Origin of the sequence: Paenibacillus tyrphae (assembly GCF_000722545.1) — a bacterium.
GTDB classification, from domain to species: domain Bacteria; phylum Bacillota; class Bacilli; order Paenibacillales; family NBRC-103111; genus Paenibacillus_G; species Paenibacillus_G tyrfis.
Genome location: NZ_JNVM01000002.1, coordinates 319955 through 342651 on the forward strand (window position 1 = coordinate 319955; position 22697 = coordinate 342651).

The 22697-nt window shown below is 55.8% G+C and carries 18 protein-coding genes; 2 read left to right on the plus strand and 16 right to left on the minus strand.

The window, feature by feature from the left end:
* Positions 1-166: 166 nt before the first annotated feature.
* On the plus strand, positions 167-1345 hold the full coding sequence (locus ET33_RS01910) for an MFS transporter (RefSeq protein WP_235206625.1): 1179 nt from the start codon (positions 167-169) through the stop codon (positions 1343-1345).
* 31 nt (positions 1346-1376) lie between these two features.
* Here the strand turns inward: ET33_RS01910 and ET33_RS01915 are convergent, their stop codons facing one another.
* Positions 1377-1943: a TetR/AcrR family transcriptional regulator gene (locus tag ET33_RS01915; protein ID WP_051775041.1), complete on the minus strand. Its 567-nt coding sequence runs from the start codon at positions 1941-1943 to the stop codon at positions 1377-1379.
* A 151-nt stretch (positions 1944-2094) separates the two neighbouring features.
* Between ET33_RS01915 and ET33_RS01920 the strand changes: the two genes are divergently transcribed.
* Entirely contained in the window at positions 2095-3525 is a 1431-nt protein-coding gene (locus ET33_RS01920; RefSeq protein ID WP_051775042.1) for a carboxylesterase family protein, read from the plus strand.
* Between the two features lie 86 nt (positions 3526-3611).
* Here ET33_RS01920 and ET33_RS01925 read toward each other — a convergent pair whose 3' ends face one another.
* The 15 genes from ET33_RS01925 to ET33_RS01995 all read right to left on the minus strand — a co-directional run bounded on the left by ET33_RS01925 (position 3612) and on the right by ET33_RS01995 (position 22681).
* Entirely contained in the window at positions 3612-4451 is an 840-nt protein-coding gene (locus tag ET33_RS01925; protein WP_036675678.1) for an alpha/beta fold hydrolase, read from the minus strand.
* Positions 4452-4853: 402 nt separating this feature from the next.
* Positions 4854-5822, minus strand: coding sequence for a helix-turn-helix transcriptional regulator (locus tag ET33_RS01930; protein WP_036675681.1), 969 nt, complete (start codon positions 5820-5822; stop codon positions 4854-4856).
* A gap of 186 nt (positions 5823-6008) precedes the next feature.
* Positions 6009-7745, minus strand: coding sequence for an ABC transporter ATP-binding protein (locus ET33_RS01935; RefSeq protein WP_036675682.1), 1737 nt, complete (start codon positions 7743-7745; stop codon positions 6009-6011).
* A complete protein-coding gene (locus ET33_RS01940; protein WP_036675685.1) occupies positions 7742-9547 on the minus strand; it encodes an ABC transporter ATP-binding protein in 1806 nt (601 codons plus the stop codon). Before ET33_RS01940 ends, ET33_RS01935 begins: the two co-directional genes overlap by 4 nt.
* 859 nt (positions 9548-10406) lie before the next feature.
* A complete protein-coding gene (locus ET33_RS01945; RefSeq protein WP_036675688.1) occupies positions 10407-11045 on the minus strand; it encodes a rhomboid family intramembrane serine protease in 639 nt (212 codons plus the stop codon).
* 153 nt (positions 11046-11198) lie between these two features.
* Positions 11199-13706: an excinuclease ABC subunit UvrA gene (gene uvrA / locus ET33_RS01950; protein ID WP_036675691.1), complete on the minus strand. Its 2508-nt coding sequence runs from the start codon at positions 13704-13706 to the stop codon at positions 11199-11201.
* 352 nt (positions 13707-14058) lie between these two features.
* On the minus strand, positions 14059-14904 hold the full coding sequence (locus tag ET33_RS01955) for an SDR family oxidoreductase (RefSeq protein WP_036675693.1): 846 nt from the start codon (positions 14902-14904) through the stop codon (positions 14059-14061).
* Positions 14905-14932: 28 nt separating this feature from the next.
* Positions 14933-16084: a GNAT family N-acetyltransferase gene (locus ET33_RS01960; protein ID WP_036675986.1), complete on the minus strand. Its 1152-nt coding sequence runs from the start codon at positions 16082-16084 to the stop codon at positions 14933-14935.
* Entirely contained in the window at positions 16065-17408 is a 1344-nt protein-coding gene (locus ET33_RS01965) for a F390 synthetase-related protein (RefSeq protein ID WP_036675695.1), read from the minus strand. The genes ET33_RS01960 and ET33_RS01965 overlap by 20 nt, the downstream gene beginning before the upstream one ends.
* The gene (locus ET33_RS01970; RefSeq protein ID WP_051775043.1) at positions 17408-18292 is read right to left on the minus strand and encodes an MBL fold metallo-hydrolase; all 885 of its coding nucleotides are present in this window, start codon (positions 18290-18292) and stop codon (positions 17408-17410) included. Before ET33_RS01970 ends, ET33_RS01965 begins: the two co-directional genes overlap by 1 nt.
* Positions 18282-19286 (minus strand): NAD-dependent epimerase/dehydratase family protein, encoded by a 1005-nt coding sequence (locus ET33_RS01975; protein ID WP_036675698.1) that lies wholly within the window; start codon positions 19284-19286, stop codon positions 18282-18284. The genes ET33_RS01970 and ET33_RS01975 overlap by 11 nt, the downstream gene beginning before the upstream one ends.
* The gene (locus tag ET33_RS01980; protein ID WP_051775044.1) at positions 19283-20554 is read right to left on the minus strand and encodes an ATP-grasp domain-containing protein; all 1272 of its coding nucleotides are present in this window, start codon (positions 20552-20554) and stop codon (positions 19283-19285) included. Before ET33_RS01980 ends, ET33_RS01975 begins: the two co-directional genes overlap by 4 nt.
* On the minus strand, positions 20544-21542 hold the full coding sequence (locus ET33_RS01985) for a beta-ketoacyl-ACP synthase III (RefSeq protein WP_036675701.1): 999 nt from the start codon (positions 21540-21542) through the stop codon (positions 20544-20546). The genes ET33_RS01980 and ET33_RS01985 overlap by 11 nt, the downstream gene beginning before the upstream one ends.
* 240 nt (positions 21543-21782) lie before the next feature.
* Complete coding sequence (locus ET33_RS36960) at positions 21783-22343, minus strand: DUF1700 domain-containing protein (protein WP_036675704.1); 561 nt, start codon at positions 22341-22343, stop codon at positions 21783-21785.
* Positions 22340-22681 carry a PadR family transcriptional regulator gene (locus ET33_RS01995; protein WP_051775061.1) on the minus strand — a complete coding sequence of 114 codons (342 nt, stop codon included), beginning with the start codon at positions 22679-22681 and terminating at the stop codon, positions 22340-22342. The genes ET33_RS36960 and ET33_RS01995 overlap by 4 nt, the downstream gene beginning before the upstream one ends.
* Positions 22682-22697: the final 16 nt, after the last annotated feature.

Here is a 22697-nt window from a genome sequence, read left to right on the forward strand (position 1 = left end):
CTGTAAAATCTACAGCCGCAATCGCAAGCTCATACGCTTTCAAAAAAACCATTGACACTCCCCTTGCAGGAGGCCGTAGGATGAAATTCCAATCGATGACGAAGGAGGAAATGTTCAAATGTCGGGATCTGTTCGACTGCTTCACAACGGCTTTGTTCGGGCCGTTATGATTTCAAGTTTATTTTCGCAACTTGGAATTTGGATTCGTAATTTCGCTGTTCTCTTGTTTGTCATGGAAGCGACGGGCGGGGATGCTTTTGCCGTTTCTATGATTTCGGTGGCGGAATATGCCCCTATGTTTATCTTTGCTTTCATCGGCGGGGTGTTCGCGGACCGGTGGCGGCCCAAAAGCACCATGGTCTGGTGCGAGTGTTTGAGTTCGTTGTCCGTATTCCTTGTCTTCCTTGTGCTTGAAACCGGATCATGGAGGGCTGTTTTTTTGGCCACTTTATGCTCCTCCATCCTATCGCAGTTTGCTCAGCCTTCCGGAATGAAGCTGTTCAAGAACCACGTACGCGAGGAAGACGCACAAGCCTGCATGTCTTTATTGCAAACGTTATTTTCCGTCTTTATGGTTCTCGGTCCGATTCTGGGGACGTTCGCGTATCAGCAGCTTGGTATTGAAGCTTCGATATTGGCAACGAGCGTATGTTTTCTGTTCTCCGCAGTGGCTCTAATCTTCGTCCCGTCCGATCCAAAGCAGCCGAAGAGTCAAACAAATCATCCGTCCTCGCTGTTTCGCGAAATGGCGGATGGCATGAGCTATGTCTTCCTCAACAAGACGCTCTTGCAGCTAAGCTTATGCTTCCTATTCGTGGGACTGGGAGTCGGTTTAATTTCACCGCTGGGCATCTTCCTCGTGACGGAGCAGTTGGACTTGCCCGCACAAGCTTTGAAGTGGATTACCATTCCGTATGGGTTAGGCGAAGTGATCGGAGGAATCGTAACGTTCGCTCTGGCTGCCAAGATTGCCCCCCAACGCTTCCTGATGATCGGATTGCTCGTCGATGGAGCCGGCATTGTTTTGACAGGGTTATCAACCGGATTAGGGTTAACGATGATCGCGCAATTCCTCATTGCCCTACTGCAACCAGCCATCTTCGTCGGCAATAATGCTTTGGTTATGAAGCATACCGAACAAAGCTTTATCGGCCGGGTCACGGGAATCCGTACTCCGCTTATGACCGGAGCCATGCTTCTCATGATGAGTGTCGCAGGTATATTGAAAAATGCGCTTTCTCTTTCCGTGGTATACGCATTGGCCGGTTTATGCTTTTTTGCCGGGTTCCTTATTATCCTTCCACTTTGTCGAAATAAAGGGAAGGCGGAGCCGTCAGCCGCATAAAATCAATGAGTATTGCTGGGTTAAGATACGGTCAGCCTTGCTGCACAACCCCGAATACAAAGCTCTGGAGCTTATCTGCCAGTTCAATGGTATCCGGATTTTTTCCGTTTTTGATCGTCCAGGAAATTAACGTTATGACATTAGCCGAATACAAGCTCGCTATATAATCCAGCGGAACTGACGGTTCTTTTACCGTATCGCTTAAATAGTGCAGGCTGGATTGATACAGGATGTCCTCCATATTTTTCCGCAAGTCGGCATTCGGAAGATGCACCTCCAGCAGCGTTCCGATCTCATCCCTGTGCATGACGATGCTATTCAGTATCTCCTCAATCAGCCTTCTGACTTCTTGCGGCCGGGTAGCTTGATACCGTTTCTCGATCAGGGTCCTGAACGCTCGGGTATGTTGTTCGACAAGCTGCTCAAGCAGATCGTATTTATCCATATAGTGATTATAAAACGTAGAGCGTCCGGTCAGCGCTTTATCTACGATATCCTGTATCGTAATCTTGTTAAAGCTTTTCTCGTGCAGCAATTCAATGAACGCCCGCCTAATATTTTGTTTCGATTTAAAAATTCGAATATCTTCGTCCATCATGGTTAATTCCCCGCTTATTGGCCATTTTAGGACAATAATAGCACAGCGTGTCCATTTTCGTACATTGGATCCAATCCTGTTTATTGGCTGCCGTTCCGCCGAATTTTATAATGCTGTTATGGATCGCAAACTAATAAAAGAAGGTATACCTATGGAAATCGTCGTTGAACTGAAACAAGGGAAGCTAAAAGGGAAACTCGAACGTGACGTGCTGTCTTTTACAAAAATTCCGTATGGCAAAGATATGGGAAGATTCAAGGCTCTGGCACCGCCCGAAAAATGGGAAGGCACCTACGACGCTACGGTTCCCGCCCCAGTCTTTCCGCAAACGCTTAGCCGTTTGTCTACCGTGATCGGGACGCTGCCGGAGGAGAACCATCAGAGTGAAAGCGCATTTTATTTGAATATTTACGCGAAGAATTCGACCCGGAAAAAGCCCGTCTTGTTCTGGATTCATGGCGGCGCGTTCATTACCGGCGGCGGTACGCTTCCATGGTATGACGGCACATCCATTGCCGGTAACGGGGATCTTGTGGTCGTAAGCGTTAACTATCGCTTGGGCGTTCTGGGCAATCTGCATATCCCCGGCGTATCGGAGCCGAACCTTGCTTTTAAAGACTTGATCCAGGCTTTTACCTGGGTAAAAGAAAATATTGCCGCATTTGGCGGCGATCCCGAACAAATGACCATTGCTGGCCAGTCCGCTGGCGCCTGGTTCGCGACTGCTTTCATGTCCGTACCAAAACTGCAAGGCCAGTTCAAGAACGCAGCGATTCTAAGCTTTCCGGGCGGCCTCCGGCCATTGAAGGAAGCTGAAGAGCAAGTGCTGAGAGCCGAATTTTTGAAAGAGCTGAGCTTGGATCGGGAAAGCTGGAATCAGCTATATGATTTGCCGGTGGAAACGATTTTGGAGGCCCAGCAAAAAACCGCAGCGAAGCTCGCGGCAGAGGGTAGTATTGCCTCCTTTACTCCGGTATACGATAGAGAACTGCTCCATGAGGATATCATTCATGGCGCTGCCGACGTATCCAAAGACACAGTCCATGTTTTCATCGGTTTTACAGCCGACGAGACGACCAGTTTCTTCCACTCGCTGCCGGAGTCGGTCCCGGAAGAAGCTCTACACAAAGTCATCGGGAAATTAACGGCGGCCGACGCCCGACAAATCGTTGAAGCGTATCGCAAAACCTATCCGAATGATCATAATCAACGTCTGCTGGTCAACATTTCTTCGGAGCTGATCTTCGATCTTCCGACCATTGCGCTCATGGACCGACTGGCTGACCGCGGTGCGAACATCTACGCTTACCGTTTTGATTATCCTTCGTCAAATCCGAAATTGGCCGCATGCCACTGCTTGGAACTGCCATTCCTATTCGGCAACTTCGGAAGCTGGAAAAGCGCTCCGATGCTGCTTGGCTGCAGCGATGCCGAGAATCGACTGGTCTCCGGACAATTCCAGAAGATGGTGATTGAACTGGCACATCAAGGCGAGCGCTTCGATCTCTGGCCGAAATACGAAAGCCGCAGCCGCAAAGCAATGTCGGTTCGTGTTAATAGCGAAATGATAGAGCTTGGGTAACGGAGTCCAAACCGTTTATCAAGCCCAAAACCGGAAGAAGCGGCGGTCCGAAGCCGAAAATCAAGCTCCAGACTGCCGCTCCTATTTTATCGCACCGACGTGTGCTTGATGATCGCGTCGATCATAACTTCCCAATCGTCATGGTACAGCTCGTGCCCGGTCCCTTCCAGCGTGAGCAGAACGGCTCCCGGAATTTGCTTCGCAAGTGCCACCCCATGCTCGTAAGGCAAAATTGGATCTTCCGTTCCGTGAATAACCAGCGCGGGAGCTTCGATCTCGTGAACCCGGGCGATATCCGATTCGCCGCCTGTCAACAGGCCGTGATTGAACATGCTCGATAGGCGGCTCGCCCTCCTTACCTCTTCAATAGCCAGACGTCTGACTCTTTTCTCGTTAAACGGATGCTTGGAGCCTTTCGAGATTTTCCATTTCTCTACAGTCAGATCGACGGCCGCCTGCTCATTCGTCAGATCCACGTTGGCCGTACCGGCAAAGAAAGCTTCCACCTTTGCCTCCATCGGCGGTAAATCCGGCGCAAAAGCCGACGTCATCACCAGCGTAGCGGTCATCACTTTTTGCGGGTGCCGCAGCGCCGCAAACATCGTAAGCAGCCCACCGAGCGACATGCCGACAAAGTGCGCCTGCGATATCCCGTACCCGTCGAGAACGCGAACCGTATCGTCCGCCATATCTTCCAAGGTATATTCCGGGCGCCCCGGTTCATACGTCGTCGAACGCCCGACATCGCGGTTATCGTAGCGGATCACATACCTCCCGCGATCCGCAAGACGTTGGCAAAACTCGTCCTCCCACCAAATCATCGACGCGGTGGCTCCCATAATCAGTAAAACGGCCGGGTCGTTTGGATTGCCAAAGCTTTCGGCACATAATTCGATTCCGTCTATTCGCAGCATTTGTTCGCTCATATTCCGATTTCCTCCTGTAACTGTACAAAATAAAAACACAGACTGCTGCCTGTGCCAAGAGTCATCGGAAAAGGACATACGAATCCCCTTAAGAAGAACCTTCCCCGTTCCAACATATGTCAAAATCAGGGCCGTCTTCAAACGGACGGATTATTGGCCCTTTGTATTACAATTTGCGGGCATAGCAAAAAGAGGGCTGATTCGTCCCTCCCTCTGATAGCCATATTGCGCATAACTAAACAGGGTTACCCGTATATGCAGGCAGACCAATCCCGATTACTCTGTACACAGACAGAGCCTTTGAGCACTATTTAATTCGTGAACTCAAGTACGCCGGAATTGGAATTGTCTAACACACGTAACCCTCCGTTCTGCTAAATTTATCCTATCGTAACACGGCATTCAAGTTTTTGCAACATCTCTGGCATAATTGCTTGGATTCACGCCGTATGTCTTTTTGAATAAGGCGGCGAAATGGCTAAAGTTATTATAGCCTACCAGAGACGCGGCTTGACTGACGTTCAGCGAGCCGTTCTCCAACAGAATCCTGGCTTTCTCCATGCGCTGATGGCGGACGAATTCGAAGACGGTCATCCCGAATACCTCCTTAAATCCCACCTTTAGCTTATAGTCGTTGAGGCTGATTTTTCGCGATAAGGCAAGCAAGCTCGGCGGCTGTGCCAGCGTCTGCAGCAAAATATCTCTGGCGTTGTAGATCTTGTCGACATCTTCCGTCTTCAAGCTGGAGCTTTTCCTTGCCCGGCTATCGTCCGCTTCGTAGATAAACGACGCCAGCAGTTCGAGGCATTTCCCTTCCAGAAAAAGCCGCTTGGCCGAGCCGCCGTACGGACAATTCCGCAGCTGCTGTACAAGAACCTGAAGCTTGGGACCGATCAAATCTTCGAAGCAGAAAAAGGACTGCTCCAGCCGGACATCAAGCTCTTGAAAAAGGGGCCGCCAGAGCCGGGCGTCCATGCGCAGCTCCGCGTGCAAGATTCTTTTATTTTTCTTGTGCTCCGCCCGGATACGGATATCGTTAAAGTAAACAAGCTGCGCGGAGCCGGACTCGCTCGATATTTCCCTCCGCTGCCCTTCAGCGGACCAGCAGCCGTTCCCCTCGATATTCAGCGCAAGTTCCAGATGCGGATACCGAACGCCCATGTCGAAGGTAACGTCCTCCCGCCAGATCATATCGCTCAACTGCAGCTCCATGCCGTCCCGAAGCCGGATGAAGCAAAATTGCCCTTCGCCATATTCCGGCGCAAGCGTTCCCGTCTGCTCGTACGGCTCCGTCAGCGGATCGGTGTTCAAATAGCTGCACACGTTCGTCGTCATCTCGTGAAGCTCGGCAAACTCTGCCCGAATGTTCATTGGTTCCCCCTGGCGAATCTCTACAATGACACAGGATCGCACTTGTGTATATGATATTGATAATCATTTTCATTAAGATACAGTATATCATACCCCTCCTCGATTCAACAAAAAAATCCAGCACAAGGCTGGATTAGAGATTGTAAAAAGCGGCCGGCCACACGACGGCGGCAGCTGCGTTGCCGCTCATGAAGAGATGCTCCAGCCTCTGGTTTGCTGCTGCAAATTCCAGAGCCGGGCGTATAAGCCTTCGCGCTTCAGCAGGTCGTGATGCCGCCCCTGCTCGACCACGCGGCCGTTGTCTAACACGATAATGTTGTCGGCGTTCTTTATCGTTTTCAGACGATGTGCGATGACAATCACCGTCCTCCCTTGGACCAGATGATCGATCGCGCGCTGAATCTCCACTTCGTTTTCCGGGTCCAAGGAAGCCGTCGCCTCGTCCAGAAGGACGATCGGCGCGTTCTTCAGAATCGCCCGCGCAATAGAGATCCGCTGCTTTTCCCCGCCCGACAACGTGCTGCCTCCCTCGCCTACCATCGTATCGTAGCCTTGCGGCAGCTTCATGATAAACTCGTGGCAGCAGGCCAACCGGGCCGCTTCCTCCACCTGCTGCTGCGTTGCGCCGCTCCGCCCAAAGCGGATATTGTTGCCGATCGTATCCTGAAACAGATAGACGTCCTGGAACACCATCGACACCTTGCGCAGCAGCGCTTCCGGGTCCATGCTCCGCATGTCCTGCCCTCCGAGCAGAACTTTCCCTTCGCCGGGATCGTAGAACCTGGCGGCCAGCCGAAGAATCGTGCTCTTCCCGCTTCCCGAAGGGCCGACCAGCGCGGTGAACGAACCGGCGGGCATCCGAACGCTGATATTTTTGAGGGTGGATTGCTCGTTGTACCCGAAGGTAACTTGCCGCAGCTCGACGTCGTGCTCTTCGGGAGGAAGCTCACTGCCTGTCATGCCAGGTTCTTTCAACAATTGGACGATACGCTCACCGGCCTGCTCGTGATAGCGGAACTCCGCATAGTTCACGAGTGCGGTTGTGAGAGGATCGAAAATCCGCGTTCCGATGAGCAAAAACGTAACAAGCGTCATGACTTCGAGCTTGCCGCCCAGCAGCAGATGAACCCCTACGATCACCATCAGGGTCAGCCCGGCGCGAACAAGAGCGATGGCACTCAGCACGATCGGCCCAAGCAGCCCTTCGATCCGGATGCTGTGCCGCATCAGCTCCTTGAACGATTGTTCCAGCCGGACGAAGCGCTCGCCCGTAATATTGTAAGCTTTAATGACTCGGATGCCGTTCAAATATTCCTGAAGACGGTTCGCAGCGTCAATCTTCGCCCGCATATGGTTCGCCCCCAGCTTCCGCTGAATGCGGGAGGTGAGAAGCACCAGCACGACCGCCACCGGAAAAGCGGCAAACATCGCGGCCGCCATGCGCCAGTCCAGAATGGAGAGCCCGGCAAGGGCCAACACCGGCATGACCAAGGCGCCGAGCATCTGCGGTACGAGGTGCGAGATGCCGTGCTCCACCAGCGTAAAATCACCCATCATCATGTTCGCCAAATCGCCGGGGTCACGTCGGTTCAAGTAGCCAAGGGAAAGCTTCCGCAAATGCTCAGCCAGCTGAGCGCGACCTTCGGCCGCGGTCTCGTAAGCGCCCCGGAACTGGGCACGGTATGCCGGCACTTCGCAGAAGAACAATACAATCAGCGCAGCCGCCATGCCCCCGCACACCCACCAAAGCCCCGTTACATCCAGTGGCGCGCCCGGATGAACGAACGGCTCGAAGATCAGCCTCGCGCCTCCGACCAGCAGGGCAAAAGGCGCGATCGCCATCAGGTTGGCGAGCGTCGTATACAGTACCGGCTTGATCAGCTTCTTCGGCTGGCCCGCCGTAATGTTATGAAGCAGACTCATGTCCTCACTCCTCCCGTCTCGATCTGCCATTGCCCTGCATCCGTGTATGCCTTCCACATTCTGGAATACAAGCCATTCGCACCAACGAGTCCGTCATGCGTTCCCCGCTCTTCGAGACGTCCGGCGTTCAGCACGATAATTTGATCGGCATCCCGGATCGAAGAAAGCCGGTGCGCGATCACGATAACCGTTTTTCCCTGCATCAGCTGCTTCAGCGCCAGCTGCATCTCGTACTCGTTCTCGGGATCGGCAAAAGCAGTGGCCTCATCCAGCACCAGAATGGGGGCATCCTTCAAAATCGCCCGGGCCACCGCAATCCGCTGCTCCTCGCCGCCCGACAAGTAAACGCCGCCTTCCCCGATCAACGTGTCGTAGCCTTGGGGCAGCCTGCCGATAAACTCATGGCACTGGGCCGCCTTTGCGGCGGCGTACACTTCCTCCGGGGACGCTTCCGGCCGCCCGACGGCGATATTGTTGTAGAGCGTGTCGTAGAACAAGAATGTTTCCTGAAAAACAAAAGCGACGGTGTTCATCAGATCGGACGAGGCCATCTCTCGGATGTCTACGCCTCCGATGCGGATGCTTCCTTGACTCACGTCCCAGAACCGGGGAATGAGGTTGGCAACAGTGGACTTGCCGGAGCCTGACGGACCGACCAGCGCCGTTACCTTGCCCTGCCGTGCGTTGAACGAAATATCGGACAGCGCTTCGCTTCGGGAAGATCTGCCTTCCGTCTCATAGGAGAAGGAGACGCTGTGAAACGTCAAATCGTACGCGTCCGGTTTTTTCGGAGCCTCCGGCTCCCGTACCGGCTCCTCCGCCAAAATGCGGTCGATCCGCTCGACCCCCTCGTTGATATCGCGGAGCGAGGAGCTGATATTCATAATCTTGAACATCGGAGCGGAGATGCCCGGGGCCATGATCAGAAAGAACAGCAGAACCGAGGCGAACGCCACGCTCCCCGGGTCCCGCGCCAGCAGATAGACGCCGACCGGCAGTACAAACGCCGCAAACGAGCTGAGAATGACTTTAAAGATCAGATACCCATTCTGAAACTGATCGGTAAATTTCACGCAATAATCGCGGTAGTGGATCATGTCGTCGTAAAACTTGCGAAACGAATGGACCGTCTGCCCGAACACCTTCACGGCCGGCATCCCCCGCACATATTGAACCGCCGAGCCGCTCATCCGTTCCAAAGAATCGTAATACAGCTTGACGTTCTTCTTCGACTTTTCTCCCGTCGAGAGCAGGATCTGCACGGTGAACCCGGCCGCAATCGGAACGAGGCAAGCCAGCGCCAGCCATACGTTTAAGGCGAACATCGCGACGATCATCACCAAGGTAGACACCGCCACATGAATGAGATCCGGGAGCTGATGCGCGACGAAGGTCTCCACCTTTTCCACGTTTTGCTCCAGCGTCTTCTTCACGACGCCAGTCGAGGTGCCGTTCAGCCAACCAAGCGGCAGCCGTCCGATATGGTTGGACAGCTTGACGCGCAGACCGTACAAGATCCGGAACGCCGCCATGTGGGAGAACATCCCTCCCGCATACATCAGCACCAGGCTTCCCAGCAGCCCTAACAGCGCAACAATCCCCCAGCGGATCATCCACGGCCCGTCGGCGGAAGCCGGATTCGTCGCATGCTCCAACAGCTCGCGGATTATAAAATATACCGATACGTAAGGAATCAGCATGCAGACCGCGCTCAAAGCCGATAAAATGCCGGAAACGATCAGCAGACCGCGCTTCTCGCCCGCAATCTCAAGCAGTCTTGCGATTCCGTTTTTTTGGTTCACATGTATCCCTCCCTTTCGTTGAACCCGTTCATTGATAAAGATTATCACCAGGGCTTTTCTTTGTCTCCCAGAGGACGGATTATTTATACGGTTCTACGGATAACTCACAGTTCATGTGAGGCGAAGTTCGAGGAAGGCGCACAGGGTTTTCGTGGAGGGTATGAGGTAAAGGGAAACGAGAGGCAGCGTCGTTTTTTTGTAAGCGCATTCGATTGAAGAAGCTAAAGAGCCGCCTGCGTAACTCTCGAAATGATCTATAGTTCTTCTAAATTGCCAAGAAACCTCGTTTTGTGCTCAGGAGCCGTTATTTTGGGGGTTCATTTTGGAGGGGTGTAACGGATGAGTTGGTGGTTTTAGGGGTTTTAGTGGTTTTCGGGGTTTTGATGGTTTTGATGGTTTTGATGGTTTTGATGGTTTTGATGGTTTTGGTGGTTTTGATGGTTTTGATGGTTTTGATGGTTTTGATGGATTTGATGGTTTTCTGGGGTTGATTAGAAGACTGGTTTTACAGGGGGAATTTTTTAGGATTGAGTTTGAATTTTGAAGAATAAACTGGCGGGCTTCTGCATAAGAAGCAAATTCACTTCACGGCGCATGAAGCACCGTCCTCGACGCGCGGCTCGTAAACTTAGGGGAACTGAGATGCGCTATACCGGCCAAAATCGTCGAATGGCCCAATATAGAGAACCTGTGATGCGTTATCGGGCCGATCACGGGGAGCATTAACATTTTTCGACACACTTAAATGCTCCCCAGTTCCGCTATACTTCCATCACCGTCTTCAAACTCCGTTTAGCGCACCGGCGTTCCTCTATTCTCCAACCAATTCAGACTATTCGAGGTTTTCGAACCCGCTGCACTACTCCGCTCCGGGCCCGTCCCAGCTCTCCCTGCGCCGTCTCCGCTTGACGAACAAGGTCATCAGTGCCGATACGGCCAACCCGCCGACGAAGCCGCCGGCATGAGCGTAAATGTCGACATTCGGGATAATGAAGGAATAAACAAAGCCGATGATTACAATGGTCCATACCGTTTGTTTCGTCTGGTAGTCGATCAGATCGCGGCGGAATACCGATAAGTACAAGTAAGCGGCATACACACCGTAGATCGCGCCCGACGCACCCGCTCCGATAAAGGGGTCCGAGTGGAACCAAGCACTCGCCAAATTCCCAGCGATTCCGCTTACAAGATAGAACGCGGCGTAGCGCAAAGAGCCAAGCATGCGCTCCAGCGGAGCCGCGAATACGTACAAGGCGAAGCTGTTAAAAAGCAAATGCTGGAACCCGATATGCACGAAGATGGCCGTCACATAGCGCCACGGTTCCGGCTCGAAGCCCGGAATGCCGAACATGGCGCCGAACCGGAGCAGCGTTTCGCTGTTTTTGGACGATCCGTACCACTCCATTGCCACCATCACGAGCAATTGAATCAAGATGATCGCCGTTGTCACCGGATAAAGCCGAACGTACTGACCTAAGCTTTCCCTACGCGCAAACATATACTCGCTTCCCTTCCCTGCGATGCAAAAGTATCTCCTAATTATAGCGGCTTCTGCTCTTATTGTGAAATCGGCATAAAAAAGGAGATGCCCGAACGGCACCTCCTCCTGCACGGTCTGGTTTATGGCGGGACATCCAGCCTGCCGCCTTTACTAGCGCAGCGCTTGCCTCAAGAAGCGTCCGGTGTGAGAAGCTTCGCATGCGGCCACTTCCTCCGGGGTTCCCGCTGCGACAAGCGAGCCGCCTGCTTCTCCCCCTTCCGGGCCGAGATCGACGATCCAATCCGACTCGCGAATGACGTCCATGTTATGCTCGACCACCATTACCGTATGGCCCGCATCGACCAGTTTGTTCAGCAAAACAAGCAGCTGCCGCACATCACCGGGATGCAGGCCGGTAGTCGGTTCGTCCAGCAAATAGAGGGTATGGGTCTTTGTTTTTTTGCTCAGCTCCTTGGCCAGCTTGATCCGCTGCCCCTCTCCGCCCGACAGTGTCGTTACGGACTGGCCCCACTGCAAATAGCCGAGCCCCACCTCGCAAAGCAGTTCAATCGTTCTTGACATTTTGTCCTGATCCTTCAGGACGGACAAGCTTTCTTGAACCGTCATATCGAGCAGATCGGATATCGTATGGCCTTTGTAGGTAACACGCAGCACCCTGTCCTGAAACCTTCTGCCACGGCAGGCGGGACACCGCACTTCCAAATTCGGAAGAAAATGCATGTGCAGCGACAAAACGCCGAGCCCCTGGCAGTTCTCACATCGGCCGCCCGGCGTATTGAACGAAAAATGCTTCGACGTCAGCTTGCTCCGCTTCGCTTCCGGCAAGCCGGCGAACAAGTTCCGAATCGAGGTAAACACGTCGGTATACGTCGCAATATTCGAACGCTGCATCCGCCCGAGCGGTGACTGATCGACGGTAATCCAGTTCCCGATATGCTCCAGCCCAGTAATAGCTTCGCAGCCTTCACGCTTTGCGGCTTGTTCGTCCGGCGCGAGCAGATCAAACAGGAGCGTCGACTTCCCCGAACCGGATACGCCGGTTACCGAAATTAGGCAGCCGAGAGGAAACGAAACGGTAATGTGCTTTAAATTCCGTGCGTGGGCATCCCGGATTGTCAGGAAGCTCCCGTTCCCCTGCCTTCTGGCCCGCCCCGGAGCCAAGCGGTGGCTCTCGTCCCGCAAATAAGCCCCCGTAACCGAGCTCTCGCACAACTTCAGAGTTTCCAAGGGACCCTCGCCGACGACGGTTCCTCCCATGGCACCAGCGCCAGGTCCCATGTCAATGACATGATCCGCCGCACGCATCACCTCGACGTCATGCTCGATGACAAGCACCGTATTTCCCAGATCGCGAAGCTGCTTCAGGACATGAATCAACCCTTCCGTATCCCGCGGATGCAGCCCTGCCGAAGGCTCGTCCAAAATATACAGCACCCCTGTGAGACCGGAACCGAGCAAGGAAGCGAGCCGAATTCGCTGCGCCTCCCCTCCGGACAGCGTCACCGTCTGCCGGTGAAGCGACAAGTACCCTAAGCCGACATCGATTACCCGTCTCAGCCGCTCCGGCAAATCGTTCAGCACCGGCTCCAGCATCTCTCGTCCGGCCGGCGGCAAGCTGCTCGGCAAATCATTTAGCCATAACAGCACGTCATCCAGCGCCCAGGACGAAATCTCGGCAATCGCTGCTCCGCGCACCGTCACTTGGCGGCTTTCCTTGTTCAATTTTGTTCCTTGGCAGCCGGTGCACGTTTGCTGACGGAAATACGCCCCTACGGACGCCGAGCCGTTCGGGTCGCCGTCTTTTTCCAAATAGCGCCTCCACAAGATCGTAACGACGCCTTCGAATTTTCCTCTGCCGACCGTTTTCGGGGGCTGAACGTTCGGGAAATGCCGCAGGAAGTCTTCGCTTTCCACGCCGTAGAATAATAAATCGCGCTGAACCCGGCCGTATTCTTTCAACGGCAGATCCGGATCGAAGACGAAGGCGTAATGCTTGGCGGCAGCCTGTAGAATGCTGTTTTGGTAATCAATCAGGGATTCGTACCAAAAGGTCACGCATCCCCCGCGCAAGCTCAGCTCTTCGTCGAAGACGGCCTCCAGATTCAGGCTGGCTACGCTGCCGAGCCCGTCACACGTTCCGCAGGCGCCCTCCGGCTTGTTGAACGAGAAATGTCCCATCGTCAGCTTGGGAAGCTCGGCCGCACAGTTCGGGCAGCGGACGTACTGCGGTTGGCCGGACGCTTCGTCCTCCTCGCTCAAGCCGCCCGCCTCTTCGAACGAAGGCGGAACGGTCGAGCCGCAGGACGGGCACGGCCGCTCCCCCAGCTTGGCGTACAAAAGCCGCAAATACGTGTAGATGTCTGTCACCGTGCCCACCGTCGACCGCGGATTGCGGTTCGTGACGTGCTGTCCTACGCTGATCGACGGAGATAATCCGGCGATGGAATCCACCTTCGGCTTGCTGATCGAATCCGTGACCATTCCCATCGATTCCATATACTGCCGCTGGCATTCCTTCTGCAGCGTATCCATCGCGAGCGTCGATTTCCCGGATCCGGACGGCCCGGTCAAGACGACCAATCGATTTCTGGGAATCGACAACGAGATGTTTTTCAAGTTATTTTCACGGGCGCCTTGGATCAGGATAGCTTCTTTCAACTATACTCCTCCTTTATCGTAGATCTTGCGAACGAATCATAATCGTTTCGACTCCTTTCCTCATTCGAGCTCATCCCCATCATACTACATTGATGCAAATGTGAAGGTTCGAGAGATTATATCCCCGCTAAATAAGTTTTTTCTTATCGAACATTCGACACGTACTTTAGAGTTTTAAATGAAGACTCCGGTGTGAGACACCCTGAACGCGAAATCTTCATCCGGAACATCCTCCGTGCCGCCCCGAAACGCGCCGGGAAAAGGCTCGGTCAAGATGCCGGTAAACAAATAGGCCGATCCCGCGGATTCATCTCCGACCAGGAACGGCCTTGCCTTATGTCATATATGTGCTTCATTTGTTGAGCAGACGCAGCACAATCGATTCATACCATCGCCATGGGAGCAGCGCCTTGCTCCCCAGACCCAGTCTAGCCCCGCGCCCGAGCGGATAACGCAGCTTGGGATGCTTCGAGCGGACGACGCGGACGATGGTATCCGCCACCTCCGCCGCGTCCGGAGCGGTAGCGGCAGCTTGCTTCGAGTAACGCAGCACCTTCTCCAGCAAATGCCGGTAAGGCGAAGCTTCGGAGGTGCACATCGAGGCGAAGCCTTTTTGCCAAATGTCCGTCTTGTAGGCGCCCGGCTCGATAAGCACGACGTTAACGCCGAAGGGCTTCATTTCGAGCCGTAACGACTCGCTGAAGCCTTCCACGGCGAACTTGGACGTGCTGTAAGGCGCATAGCCGGGGAAGCCGCTGCGGCCGCTGATGCTGCTGACGTTGACGATGCACCCGGATCTCCGTTCCCGCATATGCGGAAGCACGGCCTTGGTCGCCGCGATCACACCGAATACGTTCGTCTCCAGCTGCTGTCTCCATAGCTCCATCGGCACATCCTCCACATAGCCGCCGACGGCGAAACCGGCATTATTCACGAGCACGTCGATCCGGCCGTACGTTTTGACAATCGAACCGACGGTTTGCCCAATCGCCTCGTGATCGGTAACATCCAGAGGCATGATGTCGATCAGCTCCTGTACCCCGCTGCGCTCCGCGTGCTCCTGAAGCGCATCACTTTTGTCCGGATTGCGCATCGTCGCCACGGTTCTGTAGCCAGCGCGAGCAAGCGCGACCGACGTCAACAAGCCGAAGCCGCTGGACGCGCCTGTCACCAAAGCAACCGGTTGGGCATTGTCCATGGAATTCCCTCCTTCTCCTGCTCCTATCTCAAAATTTATATTTTTTCATAAGCGGGATGCCGATGCCGTTCAGCGTCTTGTGCAACAGCGTCCAGCCCGAACGCCGGCGGAAGGGCAGATGCCGGTCGTAAACGGCGCTGTATTCGATATCCGCGACCGCTCCGCGGTTGCGCTTAAACTGCGCGGCCCCCGAGCTTTCGTGGAGCAGATGGCCGTTCGTCCGGGCAATGCCGATCAGCACCGACGACAGCATGCGGTACAAGCCGAGCTCCTGCGGGAGCGACGTATCGTAACCGAAGATCGGCGTGGTCATCACCCCGTTGCGGCAAAAGAAGCCAAGCACCGCATCCAAGCGTCCCGTCGGCTTATGACGAAGCGCATGAAGCTCCAGCAGCCCTTCCTTCCAAGCCAGCTTGAAAAAGCTCGCTCCAAACTGCGGATTGTGGTACGAATATTTGTCCAAATAAAGCGCCCGGTACAGGTCCGCCAGCCGGGGCATATCCGCCTCCGTCAGCTCCTCCGGACCGACGGCTTCGTAGCGGTGTTTGTCCAGCAGTCCGTAGTCTCGTTTCAACAGCCAGCGGGCTTTGGCATTCATCCAGGCATCGTCCGACGGCTTGAGCATGTAAACCTGCCGGCTCGGAACCATGCGGAAGCCCAGCTTCTCCAGCATATCCATCATCGTGGCGTTCGTCGTCCGGTTGAGGGACCGGAAAATCAGCGTATGCTGCGGAAACGAACGGAGCAGGAAACGGACCGTATCTTCCATTTCCTCGTCAGACAGCTCGGGATACAAATTGGTCGACAGCAGCCAGTTGTTGACGTGTACCGTACGGTTGAACCCGCTCCCTTTTAGCAGCCAGCCCATAGCGGTAAGCAATCCGCGGAGCGCAATCTCCGTCGGGCGGGAGTTCAGCATGTACAGCTCCTGCTTCGCGTAGCTGACGTAGTGGGTGTACGGAGAACAGACATACGAATTATCGTATTCCTTTTCATTGACGGTCACCGGCAGTACCTTATCGTTCAGTTGAAGCACGTGCAAAGCCGTGGACAGGTTGGGCACGAAAGTTTCGACCGGCTGGCGGAGCAGCGGAAGCAAGTAACGCTTGGCATAGCTGCCGTCCGGCGTCACAGGCCAATCAAACTGCCCGACCGATTCCCTATCGAATAAGCGCAGCATCGAGGTCAAGGCCGAACCTCCTCTCCACCCGCCGAAGCTTCCGGTCTCCCGGCCGAAAAGCATACGCCGTAAATTCGAATCCTGGCGTACGGCAGCCGATCCGATCGCACAGACCGGTCAAGGCGTTCGCCACGGCCGTCTCGGTCTCCGCCCGTTTGCCGTCCGCTACTTGCAGGGAAACTTCCAGCCGGTTCGGCGCGTGAAGCACGACGCGATACGCTTCGATGTCGCTGGAGGCGGCAAGCAGTGCCCGGCTGACGAAATCGGGGAATACGCGCACCCAGCCTTCCCCATCGCGCGCCGGAAAATAGAACAAGTCGTCGCAGCGCCCTTCGATCGTTTCAATCGCCATAAACGGCGATCCGCAAGGACAAGGCGCCGAACGTTCGGTCAGCACGTCATTCAGCCGGTAGCGGATCATCGGCTGCGCCATTCTGGAAAAATCGGTAATAACCGGAACGAACTTCCGCAGCTTAAGGTCAACATATTCTTTCTGAATGACTGCGATATCTTCATTCATATGCAGCGTACCGTGAGCGCATGTAGCGGCAAGAAAACCTTCGGTACACTGGTAAACCTGATGCAGCGTCAGGCCGAATGTTTCCTCGATATACCGGCGGTCGAGCGGGTCCAGCACCTCGGCTACCGACACGATGCGCCCGGGCGCAATCGATAACCGCCCCTCTCTTTGCCGCTCCGCAAGCAGGCGAAGCATGGAAGGCGGCGCAACGAGCAACGTCGGCTGCTGCTCCCGGAGCCGGCCCAGATGACGCTCCAAAGGATCGAGCAGATCGTAGAACCAGAATTGCAGCCGCCGGCTTCCTACAGCAGCATACAAGTTGCTGTTGGCGCGCAAAAAAAAGGCAATGCGGTGCTTGCCGAGCAGCGATCCCGGCAGCACCTTGGCCAGCACGGCACCCACCCAGGCCAGCCGTTCCTCCCGGCTGACGAGAAACAGTCCCCGGTGGCCCGACGTTCCGGATGATAAGCCGATGGTCGTCCCGCCGATCATCGGAGTGAAATCCCGCGTTTGTTCCGCGCGGAGCGCCAGAGCAAAGGCATCCTCTTGAAGGATTCCTGCCGTATTCAGACGGTCAAACTGCTCCATCATGATTTGTTTGTCGATCATCGGAAACTCCCGCCACTCCGACAGCGGACGATTCCCCCACCATTCGCGGTAAAAGGGGGATTGCAGCCGAACCTGGCTCAAATGGCTCCGGATGCGCGCTTCCTGCCACCGCTCAAGCGAAGCCCGGTCCGTCCATCGGCGTCCATGGCGGGTAAGCCAATAACGGAATAAAATGCGCAGAGAATCAGTGAGCATCAGAGCGGTTCCCCTCCTCGAATCCACTTCCCCCAAATCTCCGGGCAGTGAGAAGGAACGATACGCAATGTTGGGTAACGCTCGTGTAGCCGAACGAGTCGTTCGAAGCTGTCCCGGTACTGGCGCCGGTCCGGCATGATCAGTCCGGCAAGCGGGTGCGGCGGGCGATTCTCGCGGATCGCCCGGCTCGACCAGGCCGCATCGGCACAGAGCAAATAATCGTGGCGCTCCGTTGACAAAAGCAGCCCGATCTGCCCGTCTGCATGCCCGGGAAGGTCGACTGCAAGCAGACTGCCGTCACCCATCACATCGATGCCGTAGGAAAAGGGGAAGTCTGCCGGCAGCTCGACCTTCCGGTCCCGGAGAATCGGCTGCGAGCGGCGTTCGAACGATTCCGGCAGCAGCCCCGGCAGGTACGCTCTGCGCAGCGCTGCCAATCCGCGCAAAGACTTCACCGCGTTGTACGCCTCCGGCACGTACAAAAATGTGGCGTTCGGGAAATCGCGCAGACCGGCCACATGATCGGCATGAAAATGCGTCACGATCACCGTCTGCACCTGCTCCGGAGTCACCCCGCACGCTGCAAGCTGCCGCACCGCGCTTTCCTCCTCGCGGAATACGACGGGCGTAATCATACGGTACAGCCGCTCCGGCAGCCGGTTCGTTTCCCGGATGAACCGCTCCGAATATCCGGTGTCGACGACAATCGCGCCGAACACCGGATGCTTGATGCAGGCAAATATCGCCGGAATGTGGCACGAACGCAGCGAGCCGCCCCGAAGCGTGACCCATTCCGGGTGCGTGCAATAGCCTGCCGCGAACAAGCGCAGCTTGACCTTAGGGATCGGCAGCCCTCTGTCTTCTCTCTGTTGTCTAGATGTCATGCTTACTCCTCCACCAATGAGCAAAAGCTTCCATTCCTTCGTTCACGCGAATTTTAGGCGAATAGCCCAGCTCCCTTCGGGCCGCGCTAATATCCAGCGTCTGGCTTCTCCCAATCATGCCCGCGACCGCCCGGGTGAGCATCGGTTCTCCCCGGCCGGGAATCAGTCGGGTGGACAGCTCCATCAGCGCAGCCACGCCGTAGGCTGCGGCATAAGGAAGCCGTTTGAACCGGACCGGAACGCCCAGTTTCCCAAGCAGCTTGCTTACCGCCTCGCCAAAAGCCATCGGCTCGCCATTCGTAATATTGTAGACGCGTCCCGCCACAGTAGCGGCCGGAGCCGCTTCGCACAGCAGCAGCGCATCGACGGCATTATCGACATACGTCAAGTCGATGAGCGCCTTCCCGCCTCCGATCAGTGGGATACCCTGCACCGCATTGGCTTCGATCAGCCGCGGCAAAATCGAAGCGTCGCCCGGACCGAACATGGCGCGCGGCCGCACGATAACGGTCTCCAGCCCTGCCGCCCCGGCCCGCACCACGGCCTCCTCGGCCAGCCGCTTCGTCGCGGCGTACGGGCTGGCTTGACGGCGTGGCAGCGGGTCCGATTCCCGGACGCCCAGCCGGTGGGTACTGCCAAAATACACGCTGGGCGTCGACACGTGAATAAGCCGGCCGACCTGATGCTTCAGGCAGCCGGCGATAACATGTTCCGTTCCGAGAACGTTGCTATCGTAAAAGTCGTTGTATGGCCCCCACGATGCCGACAACGCGCCGCAGTGAAAAACTGCCTGCTGACCGGCACAAGCGGCGTCCATCCGCTCCCGGTCCCGCAGGTCCGCCTGCATGAAACGGATGCCCTGCCGCTGAAGCTCTTCCCCGATCGCCGGTTGTCTGCCTATCGCGGTAACGCTCCAGCCCTCGTCCCGGAGCCGGAGAGCAAGCCGTCTGCCCAGAAAGCCTGTTCCTCCCGTCACTAAGGCATTCCTGTTCATGATGTCCCTCCGTTCCATTCGATATCGCCGGTCGAAGCTTCCATAAGCGTCTGCTTGCGGGCAGACGCGGCTCTCCGCAGCTCCAAGAGCAGAAAAAGCTGCTCCGCAAAAGGCCGCGGGTCGCTCCAGCGGAACACGACATCCCGGGCCGCGGCATACTTCGATAGCCATGCCGCGAAGGCTCGCCACGAGCGGCTTTCCGTAAGCCCGCAAGCCAGCATGGGCACTCCCAGCATCCCCCGCGCTTGCGGCTGCGGCTCGATCACCGATTCGCCCAGCGCTTCCGGCTGAAGCAAGGTCGAGGCCAGCCCATCCTCCGGCTGGAACAGATGGATGCCGCTTGTCGTCCGCGGATTGCATTCGATGGCGTACAGCTCTCCCTGCTCCGTCTCGATAAAATCAAACGCGATTTGCCCGGTGAACCGTTCCATGCGGACAAACTGCCGTACCCATTCAAGCAGGCCGGAATGGTACAGCGGCTCGAAATATACGCTGGCTCCGCCGCGAACCGCGTAATCCGCCGCGTAGGCGGCATGCGCCGCCAGCCGGCCTTCATGCGCGATGCTGTAGGTACACAGGGTTCGCCCGGGGATGAACTGCTGAACAACCCAAGGATAGCTTTCGGCTTCCAGTCGGACTTCGGTTGGGAGTTCCCCGGTAATCCGAGTCCTCTCCGTCGCTGCCGCCCCTGCTTCCCCGCCGCCTGGCCTCACGATTCGAACCTTGGAAGCGAAGCGTGAAAATTCCGGCTTCACAACATAGCCGTCGCGGAACGCTTCCTCAGAGTTAGATGCGATTCGTACCGTGAATTGAACCCACTCCTGCGGAGAGCGTACCCGTTCTGTATGCGGAACAGACAAGCCGAGCTCTCGGGCCCGGCAGATGAATTCCCATTTGCTGTGCAGCCGCCGAAGCTGCTCCAGCGGCGGAGCGACGACGCCGCATATCCGGCTGAGCCGTTCCAACCCGGCCGACACGTAAAAAATCTCCTCGCAGGTCGGGATCAGCCAAGTGATGCGTTCGCGCCGCACGATCTCTTCGAGCGTCGCAACGAAGCATTCGGGCTCGCGTACCGGAGCGGGTACCGCATGACTGCGGGCAACGGCTTTCGATGCGCGGCACAGGTGATACCGCACGCTTTCGGCCGCGTGCACCTCGCAGCCGGCGGCAGCGAGCAGCCGAGCCAGCTCCAGGGCTGCAGGAGCGCGGCCGCCGGTAATCAACACCTTAGGATGCTCAGCCCAAGCTCCTAACCGTCTAGTAATCAAGCACAACGCCTCCCAGCGTTAATCCAGCCGATGTGCCGATCAGCAGTACGCGGTCGCCTCGCTCGATCCTCCCTTGTCGGATCGCTTCGTGCAGGCCCATCGGAATCGAAGCGGCGATCGTATTGCCATGGTTAGGCGTAATGTACAGCAACTGCTCTTCGGAAATGCGCAGCTTGCGGCTGAGCAGCCGCATCGCCATCGCGCTGCCCTGATGCGGAATGACCAGCTTGATGTTCGCGATGGAGCACCCTGCCCCGGCAAGAAGGCGATTCATAAAATCCGGCAGCTTCTTGGAAGCCATCCGAAACAAGGGCTCTCCCTGCATGTCGAACAAGTAATGCTCCGCCGTCTCCGGAGCGAAAGCCCCTGCGGGACGGCCGCTGCCGCCTCCCCGAATCTCCGAGAGATGCGCCCCGGCGCTGTACGTTTCCATGCAAGCGGAGAGGATGCGCGAACACTCTTCCGGCCCGGACTTCGCAATGACGGCTGCCGCCGCCCCGTCGCCGAATAGAGCTGCGCTTTCCTTTTGCTTCCAGTTTAAACCTTTAGAGGCGATCTCAGTCGACACCAGAAGTACACGGCGGTACCGCCCGGCATCTACCATATAGGACATTACATCGAGTCCGGCGACAAAGCTCAAGCACGTCGAGTTAATGTCAAAGGCGGGAACACCGGAATACTGCTGCCCCATCGCTTCTTGAATTAAAGCGGCGGTGCAAGGAATCGGCTGCTCCATCGTCCCGCTCGTGCACACCAGACAATCGATATCGTTGAACGCCAATCCAGCCGCATCCAAAGCGGCATAAGCCGCCTTCGCTCCCATAAAAGAAGCCGTTTCGTCCTCTGCGAAATGGCGGTGAATGACGTTTGATTTTTTGCGTACCCAACCTTCCTGTACGCCCAAGGCCCGATCCATCTCCGAATCGGTGACCCGGCGCTTCGGCATATATTTACCGGTTCCGATAATTTTCACATGACGAGTTTGCATACGTATCCTCTGCTTTCCGTGTGTGCGTGTATGATTCAAGCCATAGTTTTATTGTAAAGAAAAATCGGCCGGAACATAGTACTAACTTTGTCTAATACCCTCCGTAGGCCTATTAACCATTCGCGAAAGCCCCGCCGTATCCCTTTTCTTCAAGCAAAAAAACCGCATATTCCGACACGGAATGCGGTCATTGCACTGCGGTATTCCCCCGCTTAACTATGGACCTTTTATCGTACAACACTACGCTGCTCTGCTGCTGGGCAGCAATTTTTTGTAGCTCGCGGAAAGGAAGTTCATATAGGTACGCAGGCCTCTCCAGCTTAAGTAAGCAATCCCCCCAATGATGCCGCCGATGATGGTGGAGTACAACATGCTCCACTCGGTCGGAACTTCTATCCCGGGTCCGAGATTCATCTGAATCCAGGTGACGCCAAATGTGCGGATGAGCCCGGCGATGAAGATGAGAACCGAGCAAAACCCAAACCCATAGGCGATGGTGGCAAGCACAGGGATGACCATGATGCTCAGCAGCCCGGTCGAGCAATAAAAGCCGGCCATTAGCATGACGTCTTTGAACGATCTCGCCGAGCCTTTTTCCATTATATATTCGCTCCGGTACGCTTTCGCCAGCACTCGCGGGTCGCCGAGCCGGGCCAGAATGGCGTCCTCCGACTGGCCGCCCGCCACACCTTCCGCAATGTGGCTCTCGATTTCCCGGATCGCGTCCAGCCGCTCGTCTTCCGGCATTCTCTCCAATAGTTGATACAGTTTTTCCAAGTACGCTCTCGTCTTCGGACTCATAACGCTTCCTCTCCCCGATACAATTGAATTTGATACACTGCCGCGTCCAGCTTGTTCCATTCGCGGGACATCGTCTCCAGTAGGAGGCGTCCGTCGGCAGTCAGGCTGTAATATTTGCGTGGCGGGCCAGCTTCCGATTCCTTCCAGAAGGACTCGATATAGTTCTCTTTAAGCAGCCTGCGCAGAAGAGGGTACAGCGTCCCTTCCGTCACGGCAAGGGGCTCCCATCGATCTAACAGCGTCACCAGCTCGTAGCCGTATCGCGGCTGCTTGCTGACCAGCAGCAAAATGCAGTACTCCAAAATTCCGCGGCGAACCTGGGAGGTCCACTCCGTCATATCCATACGATCTCCC